Origin of the sequence: Citrobacter koseri ATCC BAA-895 (assembly GCF_000018045.1) — a bacterium.
GTDB classification, from domain to species: domain Bacteria; phylum Pseudomonadota; class Gammaproteobacteria; order Enterobacterales; family Enterobacteriaceae; genus Citrobacter_B; species Citrobacter_B koseri.
In genome coordinates, this window is sequence record NC_009792.1 from 4,437,741 (window position 1) to 4,452,119 (window position 14,379).

8 protein-coding genes are annotated in these 14,379 nt (G+C 55.4%); 2 read left to right on the top strand and 6 right to left on the bottom strand.

Annotation, left to right across the window (positions count from 1 at the left end; all coding sequences use genetic code 11):
* Positions 1-109: 109 nt before the first annotated feature.
* Together malQ and malP are read right to left on the bottom strand one after the other, a co-directional pair.
* Positions 110-2,197: a 4-alpha-glucanotransferase gene (gene malQ, locus CKO_RS20645; protein WP_012135523.1), complete on the bottom strand. Its 2,088-nt coding sequence runs from the start codon at positions 2,195-2,197 to the stop codon at positions 110-112.
* Between the two features lie 9 nt (positions 2,198-2,206).
* A complete protein-coding gene (malP, locus tag CKO_RS20650) occupies positions 2,207-4,600 on the bottom strand; it encodes a maltodextrin phosphorylase (protein ID WP_012135524.1) in 2,394 nt (797 codons plus the stop codon).
* 617 nt (positions 4,601-5,217) lie between these two features.
* Between malP and malT the strand changes: the two genes are divergently transcribed.
* Positions 5,218-7,923, top strand: coding sequence for an HTH-type transcriptional regulator MalT (malT, locus tag CKO_RS20655; RefSeq protein ID WP_012135526.1), 2,706 nt, complete (start codon positions 5,218-5,220; stop codon positions 7,921-7,923).
* A gap of 44 nt (positions 7,924-7,967) precedes the next feature.
* Here the strand turns inward: malT and CKO_RS20660 are convergent, their stop codons facing one another.
* The 3 genes from CKO_RS20660 to glpE all read right to left on the bottom strand — a co-directional run bounded on the left by CKO_RS20660 (position 7,968) and on the right by glpE (position 10,074).
* Complete coding sequence (locus CKO_RS20660) at positions 7,968-8,726, bottom strand: DeoR/GlpR family transcriptional regulator (protein ID WP_012135527.1); 759 nt, start codon at positions 8,724-8,726, stop codon at positions 7,968-7,970.
* A gap of 115 nt (positions 8,727-8,841) precedes the next feature.
* Entirely contained in the window at positions 8,842-9,672 is an 831-nt protein-coding gene (glpG, locus tag CKO_RS20665) for a rhomboid family intramembrane serine protease GlpG (protein ID WP_012135528.1), read from the bottom strand.
* 75 nt (positions 9,673-9,747) lie between these two features.
* The gene (gene glpE, locus CKO_RS20670; RefSeq protein ID WP_012135529.1) at positions 9,748-10,074 is read right to left on the bottom strand and encodes a thiosulfate sulfurtransferase GlpE; all 327 of its coding nucleotides are present in this window, start codon (positions 10,072-10,074) and stop codon (positions 9,748-9,750) included.
* A 202-nt stretch (positions 10,075-10,276) separates the two neighbouring features.
* Between glpE and glpD the strand changes: the two genes are divergently transcribed.
* Positions 10,277-11,785 (top strand): glycerol-3-phosphate dehydrogenase, encoded by a 1,509-nt coding sequence (gene glpD / locus CKO_RS20675; protein ID WP_012135531.1) that lies wholly within the window; start codon positions 10,277-10,279, stop codon positions 11,783-11,785.
* Between the two features lie 136 nt (positions 11,786-11,921).
* On the opposite strand, the gene glgP is transcribed toward glpD, so the two are convergent.
* A complete protein-coding gene (gene glgP, locus CKO_RS20680) occupies positions 11,922-14,369 on the bottom strand; it encodes a glycogen phosphorylase (RefSeq protein ID WP_012135533.1) in 2,448 nt (815 codons plus the stop codon).
* Between the last annotated feature and the right edge of the window lie 10 nt (positions 14,370-14,379).

Consider the following 14,379-nt stretch of genomic DNA (forward strand, 5'->3'; position numbering starts at 1 on the left):
TAAGGCAAAGCCGCCATCCGGCAATGTGCGCCAGAATTGCCTGATGGCGCTGCGCTTATCAGGCCTACGTGTTGTCACCATAAAAAAGCCGGGAATTTCCCGGCTTTTTTTACTTCTTCTTCGCGGCCGCTTTTCGCCGCTTGTCCAAATCTTTAAGCAGTTTATTCACCTTGTCATCGGCAAACATCTTCTCAAGCGTCGTGGACAACTTGCGCCGCCAGTTCTTGTACTGGTCGCTGGTGCCTGGAATATTGACCGGCTCCGCCATGTCCAGCCAGTCTTCCGGCTGCAACCCCAGCAATGCGCTATGGCTGTCCGCGATGTAACGCTGCATTCCACGGTTGAGGATCGGCGTCATCGACATCAGCGACGCCTTATGCCCCGCGCGTTTCGGCAGGCAACCGTATTTGTGCAGCGCGTCCAGCAGACCCTGCTTCGCCAGCTCACGATCCTGATACAGCCCACGCAATATCACTTCATCCGGGTAAAGCCCCAGCGTTTTGCCGAGCGTCAGGTCGCCGCTGTCCCAGTAGCCACGCAGCGTAGGAAGGTCATGCGTCGTCGCGACTGCCATTGATTGTTCCGGGTACGCTTTCGGCGCGCGGAAGTTCTTCTCATGATCATTCTCGAAATAGAGCACTTTATACGAGTAAACGCCGCTGTCGCGCAGTTTACCCACGATTTCCACCGGCACCGTCCCCAGATCTTCGCCAATCACCATGCAGCGATGACGTTTACTTTCCAGCGCCAGAATAGAGAGCAGGGCGTCCACCGGGTAATGCACATACGCCCCGTGATCCGCCGTTTCACCGTAAGGAATCCACCACAGACGCAGCATCGACATAACATGATCGATACGCAAAGCGCCGCAGTTCTGCATATTGGCGCGCAGCAGTTCAATAAACGGCTCATAGGCGCGGGCGGCGATGATGTGTGGGTCCATCGGCGGCAGTCCCCAGTTCTGCCCCAGAGGGCCGAGGATATCCGGCGGCGCGCCCACCGACGCTTTCAGGCAATACAGCTCACGGTCGCACCAGGTTTCCGCCCCACCTTCCGCAACCCCTACCGCCAGATCGCGATACAGGCCAATCGGCATATCATAACCCTGGCATACCGCCCAACAGGCGGCAAACTGGGTATACGCCAGCCACTGTAACCAGAGGTAAAAGTCCACCTCATCACGGTGATCTTCACAGAACTGTTTCACTTCCGGCGAGTTCACTGACTGATACGCTTCCGGCCAGACCGGCCAGCCCCAGCGCAACTCATCTTCCTTCACCTGATGCGCGTGCAGCGCGTCAAATGCCGCCTGCCAGTACAGGCTGTCGCCTTCCTGGGCGACAAAGTGGCGAAACGCCGCCATCTGCTCGTCATCACGAAGCGCAAAACCTTTCCATGCCATCCGCAGGGCGGTCATTTTCAGCGCGGTAACAGCAGAATAATCAACCCATTCGGCGTCCCGTGCGCGCTGCAATGTCTGTTGCGTCGCCGGCATGTTCCACCAGGCCTGCGCCTCTTTGCTCAACCGGAAATCGTCAACGGCATTCACGTCGATATAAATGACATTCAGCCAACGGCGGGATGAGGGGCTGTACGGGCTGGCGCTCTCCGGGTTTGCCGGGTAGAGGGCGTGAATCGGGTTCAGGCCAATAAATGCGCCGCCGCGTTTCGCAACATCCGTCAGCATCGACTGGAGATCGCCAAAGTCGCCAATCCCCCAGTTTTTTTCCGAACGCAGGGTATAAAGCTGAACGCACGCCCCCCATAGCTTCTGTCCGGTCAGCAGCGCCTGCGGCTCATAGCAGCGTTTCGGCGCCACGATGATCCGGCAGTGCGTGCGCTGTTCGCCCTGAGTCAGGGTCAGCGTGTGATACCCCTCCGGCAGCTTTGCCGGAAGCGTAAAGGCTTTACCGCCGGTGGCGTGCCCCTTGTGCTGTACGCCCTCCTCGGTGGTCAGCAGCCAGCTAAAATCGCCGCTGCCTTCTACCGCCAGCGGCATCTTCTTGCCTGCGGTATACACCATCACATTCGGCACTGGCGTTACCGCCACCTTCGTGGCGGCGGTGGCGCGGTGCATCGCATCAAGCAAACGCCGTTTGGTTTCGGCGCCAATCGACTGCGGTTTACCGTGGGCATTGATGTAATTGGGGCTGATCCCCGCCGCCAGCGCGGCATTATCCAGACGTTTGCGTTCCATGGCGCTTCCTTAGCGTTTTGCCTGCCAGATACGAGCCTGATAATCGCGGATGGAGCGATCCGAGCTGAACATCCCGCAACGCGCGGTGTTCAGGATCGTCGCCCGGGTCCAGGCATCCTGGTCGCGATACAGCACGTCCACCTGCTTTTGTGCCGCAACGTAGGCGGCAAAGTCCGCCATCACCAGGTACGGATCGCCCCCCTGTTTGCCAATGCTGTGCAGCATCTGATCAAAAGCGTGCTTGTCGCCGTTGCTGTATTTGCCGCTTTCCAGCTCCTTCAGCACCGCGTCCAGCACTTTGTCTTTCTTACGCCATTTCACCGGGTCGTAACCCTTGGCCTTCAGCCGTTTCACCTCTTCCACGGTATGACCGAAGATAAAGATGTTCTCGTCCCCGACCTGTTCGGCGATCTCAACGTTCGCCCCATCCAGCGTACCGACCGTCAGCGCGCCGTTCAACGCCAGCTTCATATTGCCGGTGCCGGAGGCTTCTTTACCGGCAGTAGAGATCTGCTCAGAGACGTCCGCCGCCGGGATCAGCATTTCCGCCGCCGAAACGCAGTAGTCCGGCAGGAAGACCACTTTCAGCTTATCGCCGACTTTCGGGTCGTTGTTGATGGTTTCCGCCACCTTGTTAATGGCGAAGATGATGTTTTTCGCCAGATAGTAGCCCGGCGCCGCTTTTGCGCCAAACAGGAACACGCGCGGCACGCGGTCTGCTTTCGGATTTTCGCGGATCTCTTTGTACAGCGCCAGAATATGCAGCAGGTTCAGGTGCTGGCGCTTATATTCGTGCAAGCGCTTAATCTGGATATCGAAAATCGCCTGCGGGTTGATTTCAATCCCGGTGCGTATTTTCACAAATTCGGCCAGGCGGACTTTATTCGCCTGTTTAATCTCACGATACGTTTTGCGGAACGCCGCGTCGTCGGCGAATTTCTCCAGGTTGATCAGCTGATCGAGGTCGTTAGCCCACTCGTTCTTCAACGACTTATCCAGCAGCGCCGCAAGTGCCGGGTTGCACTGTTTGATCCAGCGACGCGGCGTAATGCCGTTGGTCACGTTGTGGAATTTGTTCGGCCACAGCTGGTGATATTCCGGGAACAGATCCTTCACCACCAGATCGGAGTGCAGCGCCGCAACGCCGTTGACCGCAAAGCCGCTGACCACGCACATATTGGCCATCCGCACCTGCTTGTCGTGCACTACCGCCAGCTTCGCCCACACCTGCTTATCGCCCGGCCAGGTTTTATCAACCTGTTTCTTAAAGCGGTCATTAATCTCTTTGATGATCTGCATATGGCGCGGCAGCAGCGCTTTCACCAGTTTCTCATCCCAGCACTCCAGCGCCTCCGGCATCAGCGTATGGTTGGTGTAGGCGAACGTTTTACTGGTGATAGCCCAGGCGTCGTCCCAGCTTAGCTGGTGCTCATCGAGCAGCACGCGCAGCAGTTCAGGGATAGCGATGGTCGGGTGAGTATCGTTGAGTTGAATGACCTCATACTCCGCCAGCTCATGCAGTTTGCGCCCCGCCAGGTGGTGACGGCGCAGAATATCCGCTACCGAGCAGGCGCACTGGAAATACTGCTGCATCAGGCGCAGCTTTTTGCCTGCGGTGTGGTTGTCGTTCGGATAGAGGACTTTCGTCAGTTTTTCCGCGTCGATCCCCTGCTGCTCCGCGCGCAGGAAATCGCCGTCGTTGAATTTGGTCAGGTTAAACGGATGCGCATGCGCGGCCTGCCACAAACGCAGCGGCTGTGCGACGCCGTTCCGGTAGCCAAGCACCGGCAAGTCCCACGCCTGCCCGGTGATCACAAAACCCGGTTCCCAACGCCCGTCCTTCGTCACTTTACCGCCAATACCGACCTGAACATCAAGCTGTTCATTGTGACGGAACCACGGGTAGCTACCGCGATGCCAGTCATCCGGCGCTTCCATCTGTTGCCCATCGACAAAAGACTGACGGAACAGCCCATACTGGTAGTTCAGACCATAGCCCGTTGCGGACTGGCCTACCGTCGCCATAGAGTCCAGGAAACATGCCGCCAGACGTCCTAAACCACCGTTGCCCAGCGCAGGATCAACCTCTTCCTCCAGCAGGTCGGTCAGGTTGACGTCGTGCGTTTTCAGCACATCGCTCACCGCCTGATACCAGCCCAGATTCAACAGGTTGTTCCCGGTCAGGCGGCCAATCAGGAATTCCATCGAGATGTAGTTAACATGACGCTGGTTTTTAGCCGGTTTCGCCGCAGGTTGCGCGCTGAGCAATTCAGCCAGTGCGCCGCTAACGGCCTGCCACCACTGGCGAGATGTCATCTCATGAGCCGACAGTAAACCGAAACGCTGCCACTGACGCATCAGGGCAGCCTGAAAGTGATCTTTGTTGAAGGTAGGCTGTGACATAGAAATTCCGAATCCTCAGGTAATAAAACAACGTTATCGTTAGTTTGCCTGGCTCGATGTTGACCTTCCTCATCCCACCCGGGATTAGGCAGGGAGGAGTAGTGGGGATGAGCATAAAAGTGTGATCGCCGCCACTTAAAGGTAGTGGATTGCCGGTGAATACGTCGAATTACCGCACAGCATACCTGCGACTGCACGCCGTTTTACGCACGATGACACAAATAATTAAATCGCGGAGGTTTATTGAAAGTGAATATGTAAATGCGGAAATAGTTTCTAACCTGAAATATCAAACCCATTCAGTTATTTCCGTTCCTGAATAATTCCCTGAGTTCATTACTTCCTGACTTTCATTAAAAAGCACAGTAACCACACAGAGGAAATGGCATTATTTGGGGCAGGCAGGATCGGGCACTATCCCAGTCTCCACGCACACTCAGACCGTGCTAAACCGTTTCTTGCAATGGATATTTAGAATTGTGACAGAGTGCAAATTCAGACACACAAAAAACTTGCATAGCTTGCATTAAACCGGTTTCTGTCCGACCTTATATCTATTAATTACGAAGCGCAAAAAAAATCGCATTTCCCCATTTCCTCACAGTGAAGTGATTACTATGTTGATTCCGTCTAAATTAAGTCGTCCGGTTCGACTCGACCATACGGTGGTTCGTGAGCGCCTGTTGGCTAAACTTTCCGGCGCGAACAATTTCAGGCTGGCCCTGGTAACAAGCCCTGCGGGCTATGGGAAAACCACGCTTGTTTCACAGTGGGCAGCCGGGAAAAACGAGTTAGGCTGGTTCTCGCTGGATGAAGGCGACAACCAGCAGGAGCGATTCGCCAGTTATTTAATTGCCGCGCTTCAGCAGGCAACGGGCGGGCATTGCTCCACCAGTGAAGTCATGGTGCAAAAACGCCAGTACGTCAGCCTGACCTCCCTTTTCGCGCAACTCTTTATTGAGTTGGCTGAGTGGCATCGCCCGCTTTATCTGGTCATTGATGATTACCATCTGATCACAAACCCGGTGATCCACGACGCGATGCGCTTTTTCCTGCGCCATCAGCCCGAAAATCTCACGCTGGTCGTGCTGTCGCGTAATTTACCGCAGCTCGGCATCGCTAATCTGCGCGTTCGCGATCAGCTGCTGGAAATCGGCAGCCAGCAATTAGCCTTTAACCATCAGGAAGCAAAACAGTTCTTTGACCGCCGTCTGTCCTCGCCTATCGAAGCCGCCGAGAGCAGCCGGATGTGCGACGACGTCGCCGGTTGGGCAACCGCGCTACAGCTTATCGCCCTTTCCGCCCGCCAGAACAATAACTCCGCGCACCAGTCTGCGCGACGCCTGGCGGGAATCAACGCCAGCCATCTGTCTGATTACCTGGTCGATGAAGTGCTGGACAACGTGGACGTGAGTACCCGGCATTTTCTGCTGAAAAGCGCCATCCTGCGTTCGATGAACGATGCGCTGATCGTGCGCGTGACGGGCGAAGAGAACGGGCAGATGCGTCTGGAGGAGATTGAGCGTCAGGGGCTGTTCCTGCAACGCATGGACGATACGGGCGAATGGTTCAGCTATCACCCGCTGTTTGGCAGTTTCCTGCGTCAGCGTTGCCAGTGGGAACTGGCGACCGAGCTGCCGGATATCCACCGCGCTGCCGCCGAAAGCTGGATGGCGCAAGGTTTCCCCAGCGAAGCCATTCACCATGCCCTGGCGGCGGGCGATGCGCATATGCTGCGCGATATCCTGCTGAATCATGCGTGGGGGCTGTTTAACCACAGTGAGCTGGCGCTGCTGGAAGAGTCATTAAAGGCCCTGCCGTGGGAAAGTTTGCTGGAAAACCCGCGGCTGGTTCTGTTGCAGGCATGGCTGATGCAAAGCCAGCACCGCTACAGCGAAGTGAATACTCTGCTGGCGCGCGCTGAGCAAGAAATTCAGGGCATGATGGACGGTACGCTGCATGCGGAATTTAACGCCCTGCGCGCTCAGGTCGCGATTAACGACGGCAACCCGGATGAAGCGGAACGGCTGGCAAAACTGGCGCTGGATGAGCTGCCGATCGCCTGGTTTTACAGCCGTATTGTCGCCACCTCCGTACACGGCGAAGTGCTGCACTGTAAAGGCGATCTCTCCCGTTCACTGTCGTTGATGCAGCAAACTGAGCAAATGTCACGTCATCATGACGTCTGGCATTACGCCCTCTGGAGCCTGCTCCAACAAAGTGAAATTCTCTTCGCCCAGGGCTTTTTGCAGGCCGCCTGGGAAACCCAGGAGAAAGCGTTCCAGCTGATTAAAGAGCAACATCTCGAACAGTTGCCGATGCACGAGTTCCTGATGCGCATTCGCGCGCAGCTTCTGTGGGCATGGGCGCGTCTTGACGAAGCGGAAGCCTCCGCCCGCAGCGGTATTGATGTGCTTTCCGCATTCCAGCCGCAGCAGCAATTGCAGTGTCTGGCGCTGCTGGTGCAGTGCTCGCTGGCGCGCGGCGATCTGGATAATGCCCGCACGCAGTTGAACCGTCTGGAGAACCTGCTGGGCAACGGCCAGTATCACAGCGACTGGATTTCCAATGCCGATAAGGTTCGCGTGATTTACTGGCAGATGACGGGCGATAAGAAGTCCGCCGCCAACTGGCTGCGTCATACGCCGAAACCAGAATTTGCCAACAACCACTTCCTGCAAGGCCAGTGGCGTAATATCGCCAGGGCGCAGATCCTGCTGGGTGAGTTTGAATCCGCAGAGATTGTGCTGGAAGAGCTAAACGAGAACGCCCGTAGCCTGCGTTTAATGAGCGATCTTAACCGTAACCTGCTGTTGCTTAATCAACTGTACTGGCAGGCCGGACGTAAAAACGACGCCCAGCGGGTGTTGCTTGATGCGCTGCAACTGGCGAACCGTACCGGTTTCATCAGCCACTTTGTGATTGAAGGCGAAGCGATGGCGCAGCAACTGCGTCAGTTGATTCAGTTGAATACGCTGCCGGAGCTTGAACAACATCGCGCACAGCGCATCCTGCGGGAAATTAACCAGCACCATCGACATAAGTTCGCCCATTTTGACGAAGGCTTTGTGGAGCGGCTGTTAAATCACCCGGACGTACCGGAGCTGATCCGCACCAGCCCGCTAACGCAGCGTGAGTGGCAGGTTCTGGGGCTGATCTATTCCGGCTACAGCAACGAGCAAATCGCCGGCGAGCTGGCGGTTGCGGCCACGACCATCAAAACGCACATTCGCAATTTATATCAGAAGCTCGGCGTCGCGCATCGTCAGGACGCCGTACAACATGCGCAGAGGCTTTTGAAAATGATGGGGTACGGGGTGTGATGATTGCCCGGTGGCGCTTACGCTTACCGGGCCTACAATCACGATCAGCACAACTCTAACTGAATATGGTGGTCGGTAAGTACCTGCAATACCCCTGCTGGCGGCGTCATATCGGTATAGACGGCATCCACCAGGCTAATGCTGCCCATATTCACCATCGCATTACGACCAAACTTAGAGTGATCCACAACCAGCATCACATGGCGTGAATTTTCAATAATCGCGCGTTTCGTGCGTACTTCGTGATAATCAAATTCCAGCAGCGACCCGTCGCTGTCGATACCGCTGATCCCCAGAATGCCAAAATCCAGGCGGAATTGAGAGATGAAATCGAGCGTCGCTTCGCCAATAATGCCGCCGTCACGGCTGCGAAGCTCACCGCCAGCGAGAATAATGCGAAAATCCTCTTTCACCATCAGCGTGTTCGCCACGTTGAGATTGTTGGTCACAATGCGCAGGTTACTGTGATCCAACAAGGCATGCGCCACCGCTTCCGGCGTCGTGCCGATATCGATAAACAGCGTTGAACCGTTGGGGATTTGCGTGGCGACTTTCCGCGCAATACGTTCCTTCTCCGCCGTTTGCGTCGCTTTACGATCGTGCCACGGCGTGTTGACCGAGCTGGAAGGCAACGCCGCGCCGCCGTGGTGGCGCAGGATCATATTCTGCTCCGCCAGGTCGTTGAGATCCCGACGGATGGTTTGTGGGCTGACGGAGAAATGTTCCACCAGTTCTTCAGTGCTGACGTATCCCTGCTTTTTTACCAGTTCGATGATAGCGTCATGACGTTGTGTCTGTTTCATTGTTATTCCCTGGAATTTTGCCGGATGACGACGCCTGGCGTTTTATCCGGCCTACCGACCGTGCATTTTTAGTAGGCCGGATAAGGCGTTTCGCCGCCATCCGGCGCAACCCCAATCATGTTCGTTTTCGCGCATTCACCGTGTCAGCAAATGCCATCGCCAGCCCCACGGCCAGCCCGGCGATGTGCGCACCGTTCGCCATCGACATGCCAAACACATCAAACCACCCGGCAACAATCCAGATCAACGCAAAAGCAATAAGCCCACGCTGTAGATATATGCCGCTTTGCGGATCGCGTTCACCACGTAGCCAGGCGTAGCCCATCAGCGCGTAAACCACGCCGGAAAGCCCACCAAACCACGGGCCGCTGAACTTCTGCTGTACATAACCGCTCAGCAATGCGCTGATGACGGTAATAACAATCAGTTTTCCGCTGCCCAGACGTTTTTCCACCGCCCCGCCGATATACCACCACCACAACAGGTTGAAGAGGATATGCATTAACGAGAAATGCATAAACGCATGGGTGAAATAGCGCCAGAACTCAAATTTCAGTGACGGATCAAACGGCCACGCCAGCCACACCATGACGCTCTGCGCGCCGACGATGCTCATCACAACGAACACCAGGATACAGGCGATCATAATAAGCCAGGTGACCGGGCCCGCCCTCTCGCGCAATGTGGCGATAAACGGGAAACGGCGATAGTGCAGCCCGCTGCCGGTATGACCGGACTGCCAGCTTGCCGCCAGATAACGCGGATCGGCGGGATTTTCCAGAAAGCGCGCCAGCTCCGCCCGCACGCGCTCGGCCTGAGATTCGTCCGCCAGCCAGACATCGCTTTGATGATGTTGTTGAATCGTCAGGATAACGCCCTGCGTCGCCATGTAATCAACAAATGCCTGCGCCACGCGGGGGTTAGCAAAAGAGGTAATCATCAACATTGTTGCTGTCGCTTAGTCCACACAAAAGAGGACAGTATATAGGCCCTTCCGGCTTCAGGCTGCATCTTTGTGGGCTTAAGCGCCAAATGCCACCTCTGAGGGGAAATGGCGGTGCCAGGCATCAAACCCGCCATCAATACTGTAAACCGCGTCATAACCCTGTTGTAGCAGGTACTGTGCCGCGCCTTTGCTGCTATTGCCGTGATAGCACATCACCATCACCACGGTATCGAAATCATGGTCGCGCATAAACGCGCCCAGCGTATCGTTGGTCAGATGGAATGCCTGCGGCGTGTGGCCCATCGCATAGCTTTGCGGATCGCGGATATCCACCAGCACCGCCGTTCCCTGGTGCAGCTTCTGGTGAGCTTCTTCGACATTAATACATTCAAACTGATCCATGAGTCTCTCTTTCTTTTATATGCAGGCTTTATATGCAGATGGCTATTTTACCGTTCAGTGTACGTCGCCGGGGTAAGTAAACGCCATAATGTTATATGTATCACTCTAAAATGTTTTTTCGATGTTACCACCAGCTCGTTTTTTTGCTATTATGCTCGATAACGAACATTTTTGAGCTTTAACGAAAGTGCAAGAGGGTAGCATGGAAACCAAAGATCTGATTGTGATAGGCGGGGGCATTAACGGTGCGGGTATCGCGGCAGACGCCGCCGGACGTGGTTTATCCGTGCTCATGCTGGAAGCGCAGGATTTGGCCTGTGCAACCTCTTCCGCCAGCTCTAAATTAATTCACGGTGGCTTGCGCTACCTTGAACACTACGAATTCCGCCTGGTCAGCGAAGCGCTGGCCGAACGTGAAGTGCTGCTGAAAATGGCGCCGCACATCGCCTTCCCGATGCGCTTCCGCCTGCCTCACCGCCCGCACCTGCGCCCGGCATGGATGATCCGAATTGGTTTGTTTATGTACGATCATCTGGGCAAACGCACCAGTCTGCCCGGTTCAACCGGTTTGCGTTTTGGCGCAGATTCGGTGCTGAAACCGGAGATCGTGCGCGGTTTCGAATATTCTGACTGCTGGGTAGACGATGCGCGTCTGGTTCTGGCAAACGCCCAAATGGTGGTGCGTAAAGGCGGGGAAGTGTTAACCCGTACCCGAGCGACCTCTGCCCGTCGTGAAAACGGTCTGTGGATCGTAGAAGCGGAAGATATCGATACCGGTAAAAAGCACACCTGGCAGGCGCGTGGTCTGGTCAACGCCACGGGGCCGTGGGTAAAACAGTTCTTCGACGACGGTATGCACCTGCCTTCACCCTACGGCATTCGTCTGATCAAAGGCAGCCACATTGTGGTGCCGCGCGTGCATACGCAGAAACAGGCTTATATCCTGCAAAACGAAGATAAGCGTATCGTATTTGTGATTCCGTGGATGGATGAGTTCTCAATCATCGGCACCACTGACGTGGAGTACAAAGGCGATCCGAAAGCAGTGAAAATTGATGAAAGCGAAATCAATTACCTGCTGAAAGTCTATAACGCGCACTTCAAGAAACAACTGGGCCGCGACGATATCGTCTGGACCTACTCCGGCGTGCGTCCGCTGTGCGATGACGAGTCCGATTCTCCGCAGGCGATCACCCGTGACTACACGCTGGATATCCACGATGAAAACGGCAAAGCGCCGCTGCTGTCGGTATTCGGCGGTAAGCTGACCACTTATCGTAAGCTGGCCGAACACGCAATGGAAAAACTGTCGTCCTATTACCAGGGCATTGGCCCGGCCTGGACTAAAGAGTGCGTGCTTCCTGGCGGGGATATCGGCGGCGATCGTGAAGATTACGCGGCCAAACTGCGCCGCCGCTATCCGTTCCTGACGGAGTCGCTGGCGCGTCATTATTCCCGCACCTACGGCAGCAATACCGAGTGGATACTCGGCGAAGCCACCTCCGTTGCCGAGTTAGGTGAAGATTTCGGTCACGAACTTTACGAAGCGGAGCTGAAGTATCTGGTGGATCACGAATGGGTACGTCGCGCGGACGACGCGTTGTGGCGCCGCACCAAAGAAGGGATGTGGCTCAACGCCGAGCAGCAGTCCCGCGTGAGCCAGTGGCTGGCGGAATATATTGGCAAACGTCAGTTGTCGCTGGCGTCGTAATGACAATGCCGGATGGCGGCTACGCCTTATCCGGCCTACAAAACAGTCCACAGGCCCGGTAAGCGTCAGCGCCACCGGGCCTTTTGCCGGATGGCGACTAACGTCTTATCCGGCCTACAGCTAGTCCTGTCCCTTGTTACAGCCTTACCGAATCAATGTGCCAGATATTTTCGGCATACTCCTTGATCGTCCTGTCGGAAGAGAAATACCCCATATTGGCGATATTGAGCATCGCTTTCGCGGTCCACTCTTCGGGATGACGATACAATTCATCCACCTTATCCTGACAATCAACATAGCTACGATAATCCGCCAGCACCTGATAGTGGTCGCCAAAGTTAATCAACGAATCCACCAGATCACGGTAGCGCCCCGGCTCTTCCGGGCTGAACACGCCGCTGCCGATCTGCGTCAGCACCTGGTGCAGCTCCGTATCTTTTTCGTAATACTCGCGCGGTTTATAGCCCTGCTTGCGCAGTTCTTCCACTTCTTCCGCCGTATTACCAAAGATAAAGATATTCTCCGCCCCCACATGCTCCAGCATCTCGACGTTTGCGCCGTCCAGCGTACCGATGGTCAGCGCGCCGTTAAGCGCAAACTTCATGTTACTGGTGCCGGACGCTTCCGTACCCGCCAGCGAAATCTGCTCAGACAGGTCGGCGGCAGGAATAATGACCTGCGCCAGGCTCACGCTGTAGTTCGGGATAAACACCACTTTCAGCTTATCGCCAATCTGCGGATCGTTGTTGATCACCTTAGCAACGTCATTGATCAGGTGAATAATGTGCTTCGCCATGTAATAGGCCGAAGCCGCCTTACCGGCAAAGATATTCACGCGCGGCACCCATTCCGCCTCAGGATCTTCCTTGATGCGGTTATAACGCGTAATCACATGCAGCACATTCATCAACTGACGTTTGTACTCGTGAATACGTTTAATCTGCACATCAAACAACGCCTTCGGATTGACCACCACGTTCAACTGCTGAGCGATGAGTATTGCCAGCCGTTTTTTGTTTTCCAGCTTCGCCTGGCGCACCGCGTGATTCACCAGCGGGAAATCGCAATGCTGCTGTAGTTCGCTTAGCTGGCTGAGATCCGTACGCCAGGTGCGCCCGATATTTTCGTCCAGCACCTCAGAAAGCGACGGGTTCGCCAGCGCCAGCCAGCGGCGCGGCGTCACGCCGTTGGTCACGTTGCAGAAGCGGGTCGGGAAGATACTCGCAAAATCAGCAAACAGCGACTGCACCATCAGGTTAGAGTGCAGCTCCGACACGCCATTCACTTTATGGCTCACCACTACCGCCAGCCACGCCATACGGACGCGACGACCGTTGGACTCATCGATAATCGACGCCCGCCCCAGCAGAGCGGTATCGTTGGGATACTGCTCCTGCAACGTTTTCAGGAAGTAGTCGTTAATCTCAAAGATGATCTGCAAATGACGCGGCAGGATTTTACCCAGCATATCCACCGGCCAGGTTTCCAGCGCTTCGCTCATCAGCGTGTGGTTGGTGTAGGAGAAGACCTGGCAGCACACCTCAAACGCATCGTCCCAGCTGAATTTGTGCTCATCAATCAACAAGCGCATCAGTTCCGGGATCGACAGCACCGGGTGGGTATCATTGAGGTGAATGGCGATTTTATCCGCCAGGTTGTCATAGGTTTTATGCAGCTGGTAGTGGCGGCTCAGAATGTCCTGTACCGTTGAGGAAACCAGGAAGTACTCCTGACGCAGGCGCAGCTCGCGTCCCGAATAGGTGGAGTCATCCGGGTAAAGCACGCGGGATACGTTTTCAGAGTGGTTTTTATCCTCTACCGCCGCGAAATAGTCGCCCTGGTTAAATTTACCAAGGTTGATTTCGCTACTGGCCTGAGCGCTCCACAGGCGCAGCGTGTTGGTGGCGTCGGTATCATAGCCCGGGATAATCTGGTCATAGGCCACCGCCAGAATCTCTTCGGTTTCAATCCAGCGGGCTTTCTTGCCTTCCTGCTGAATTCGCCCGCCGAAACGCACTTTGTAGCGCGTATTATGGCGTTTGAACTCCCACGGATTGCCGTATTCCAGCCAGTAGTCCGGGGACTCTTTCTGCCGCCCCTCGACAATGTTCTGCTTGAACATGCCGTAGTCGTAGCGAATTCCATAGCCGCGCCCCGGCAGGCCCAGGGTCGCCAGCGAATCAAGGAAGCACGCCGCCAGACGGCCAAGACCGCCGTTGCCAAGACCGGGGTCGTTCTCTTCATCAATCAGTTCTTCGAGATCCAGCCCCATCGCTTCCAGCGCCCCTTTAACATCGTCATAAATACCCAACGATAACAAGGCATTGGAGAGGGTTCGGCCAATCAAAAATTCCATCGACAGGTAATAGACCTGACGGGTTTCCTGCGACAGTTGAGCACGGTTAGAACGCAGCCAGCGTTCCACGAGGCGATCGCGCACCGCGAACAGCGTGGCGTTCAGCCATTCATGTTTATTGGCAATGACCGGATCTTTACCAATCGTGAACATCAGTTTGTAGGCAATAGAATGCTTAAGCGCTTCTACGCTAAGAGTGGGCGATGCATAAGTAAATGGAGCATTCATATAGGTGATT

Coding starts and splice junctions, on each gene's coding strand:
- glgP (WP_012135533.1), bottom strand. CDS start 14,369: ATGAATGCTCCATTTACTTATGCATCGCCCACTCTTAGCGTAGAAGCG.
- glpD (WP_012135531.1), top strand. CDS start 10,277: ATGGAAACCAAAGATCTGATTGTGATAGGCGGGGGCATTAACGGTGCG.
- CKO_RS20660 (WP_012135527.1), bottom strand. CDS start 8,726: ATGAAACAGACACAACGTCATGACGCTATCATCGAACTGGTAAAAAAG.
- malT (WP_012135526.1), top strand. CDS start 5,218: ATGTTGATTCCGTCTAAATTAAGTCGTCCGGTTCGACTCGACCATACG.
- malQ (WP_012135523.1), bottom strand. CDS start 2,197: ATGGAACGCAAACGTCTGGATAATGCCGCGCTGGCGGCGGGGATCAGC.
- glpG (WP_012135528.1), bottom strand. CDS start 9,672: ATGTTGATGATTACCTCTTTTGCTAACCCCCGCGTGGCGCAGGCATTT.
- malP (WP_012135524.1), bottom strand. CDS start 4,600: ATGTCACAGCCTACCTTCAACAAAGATCACTTTCAGGCTGCCCTGATG.
- glpE (WP_012135529.1), bottom strand. CDS start 10,074: ATGGATCAGTTTGAATGTATTAATGTCGAAGAAGCTCACCAGAAGCTG.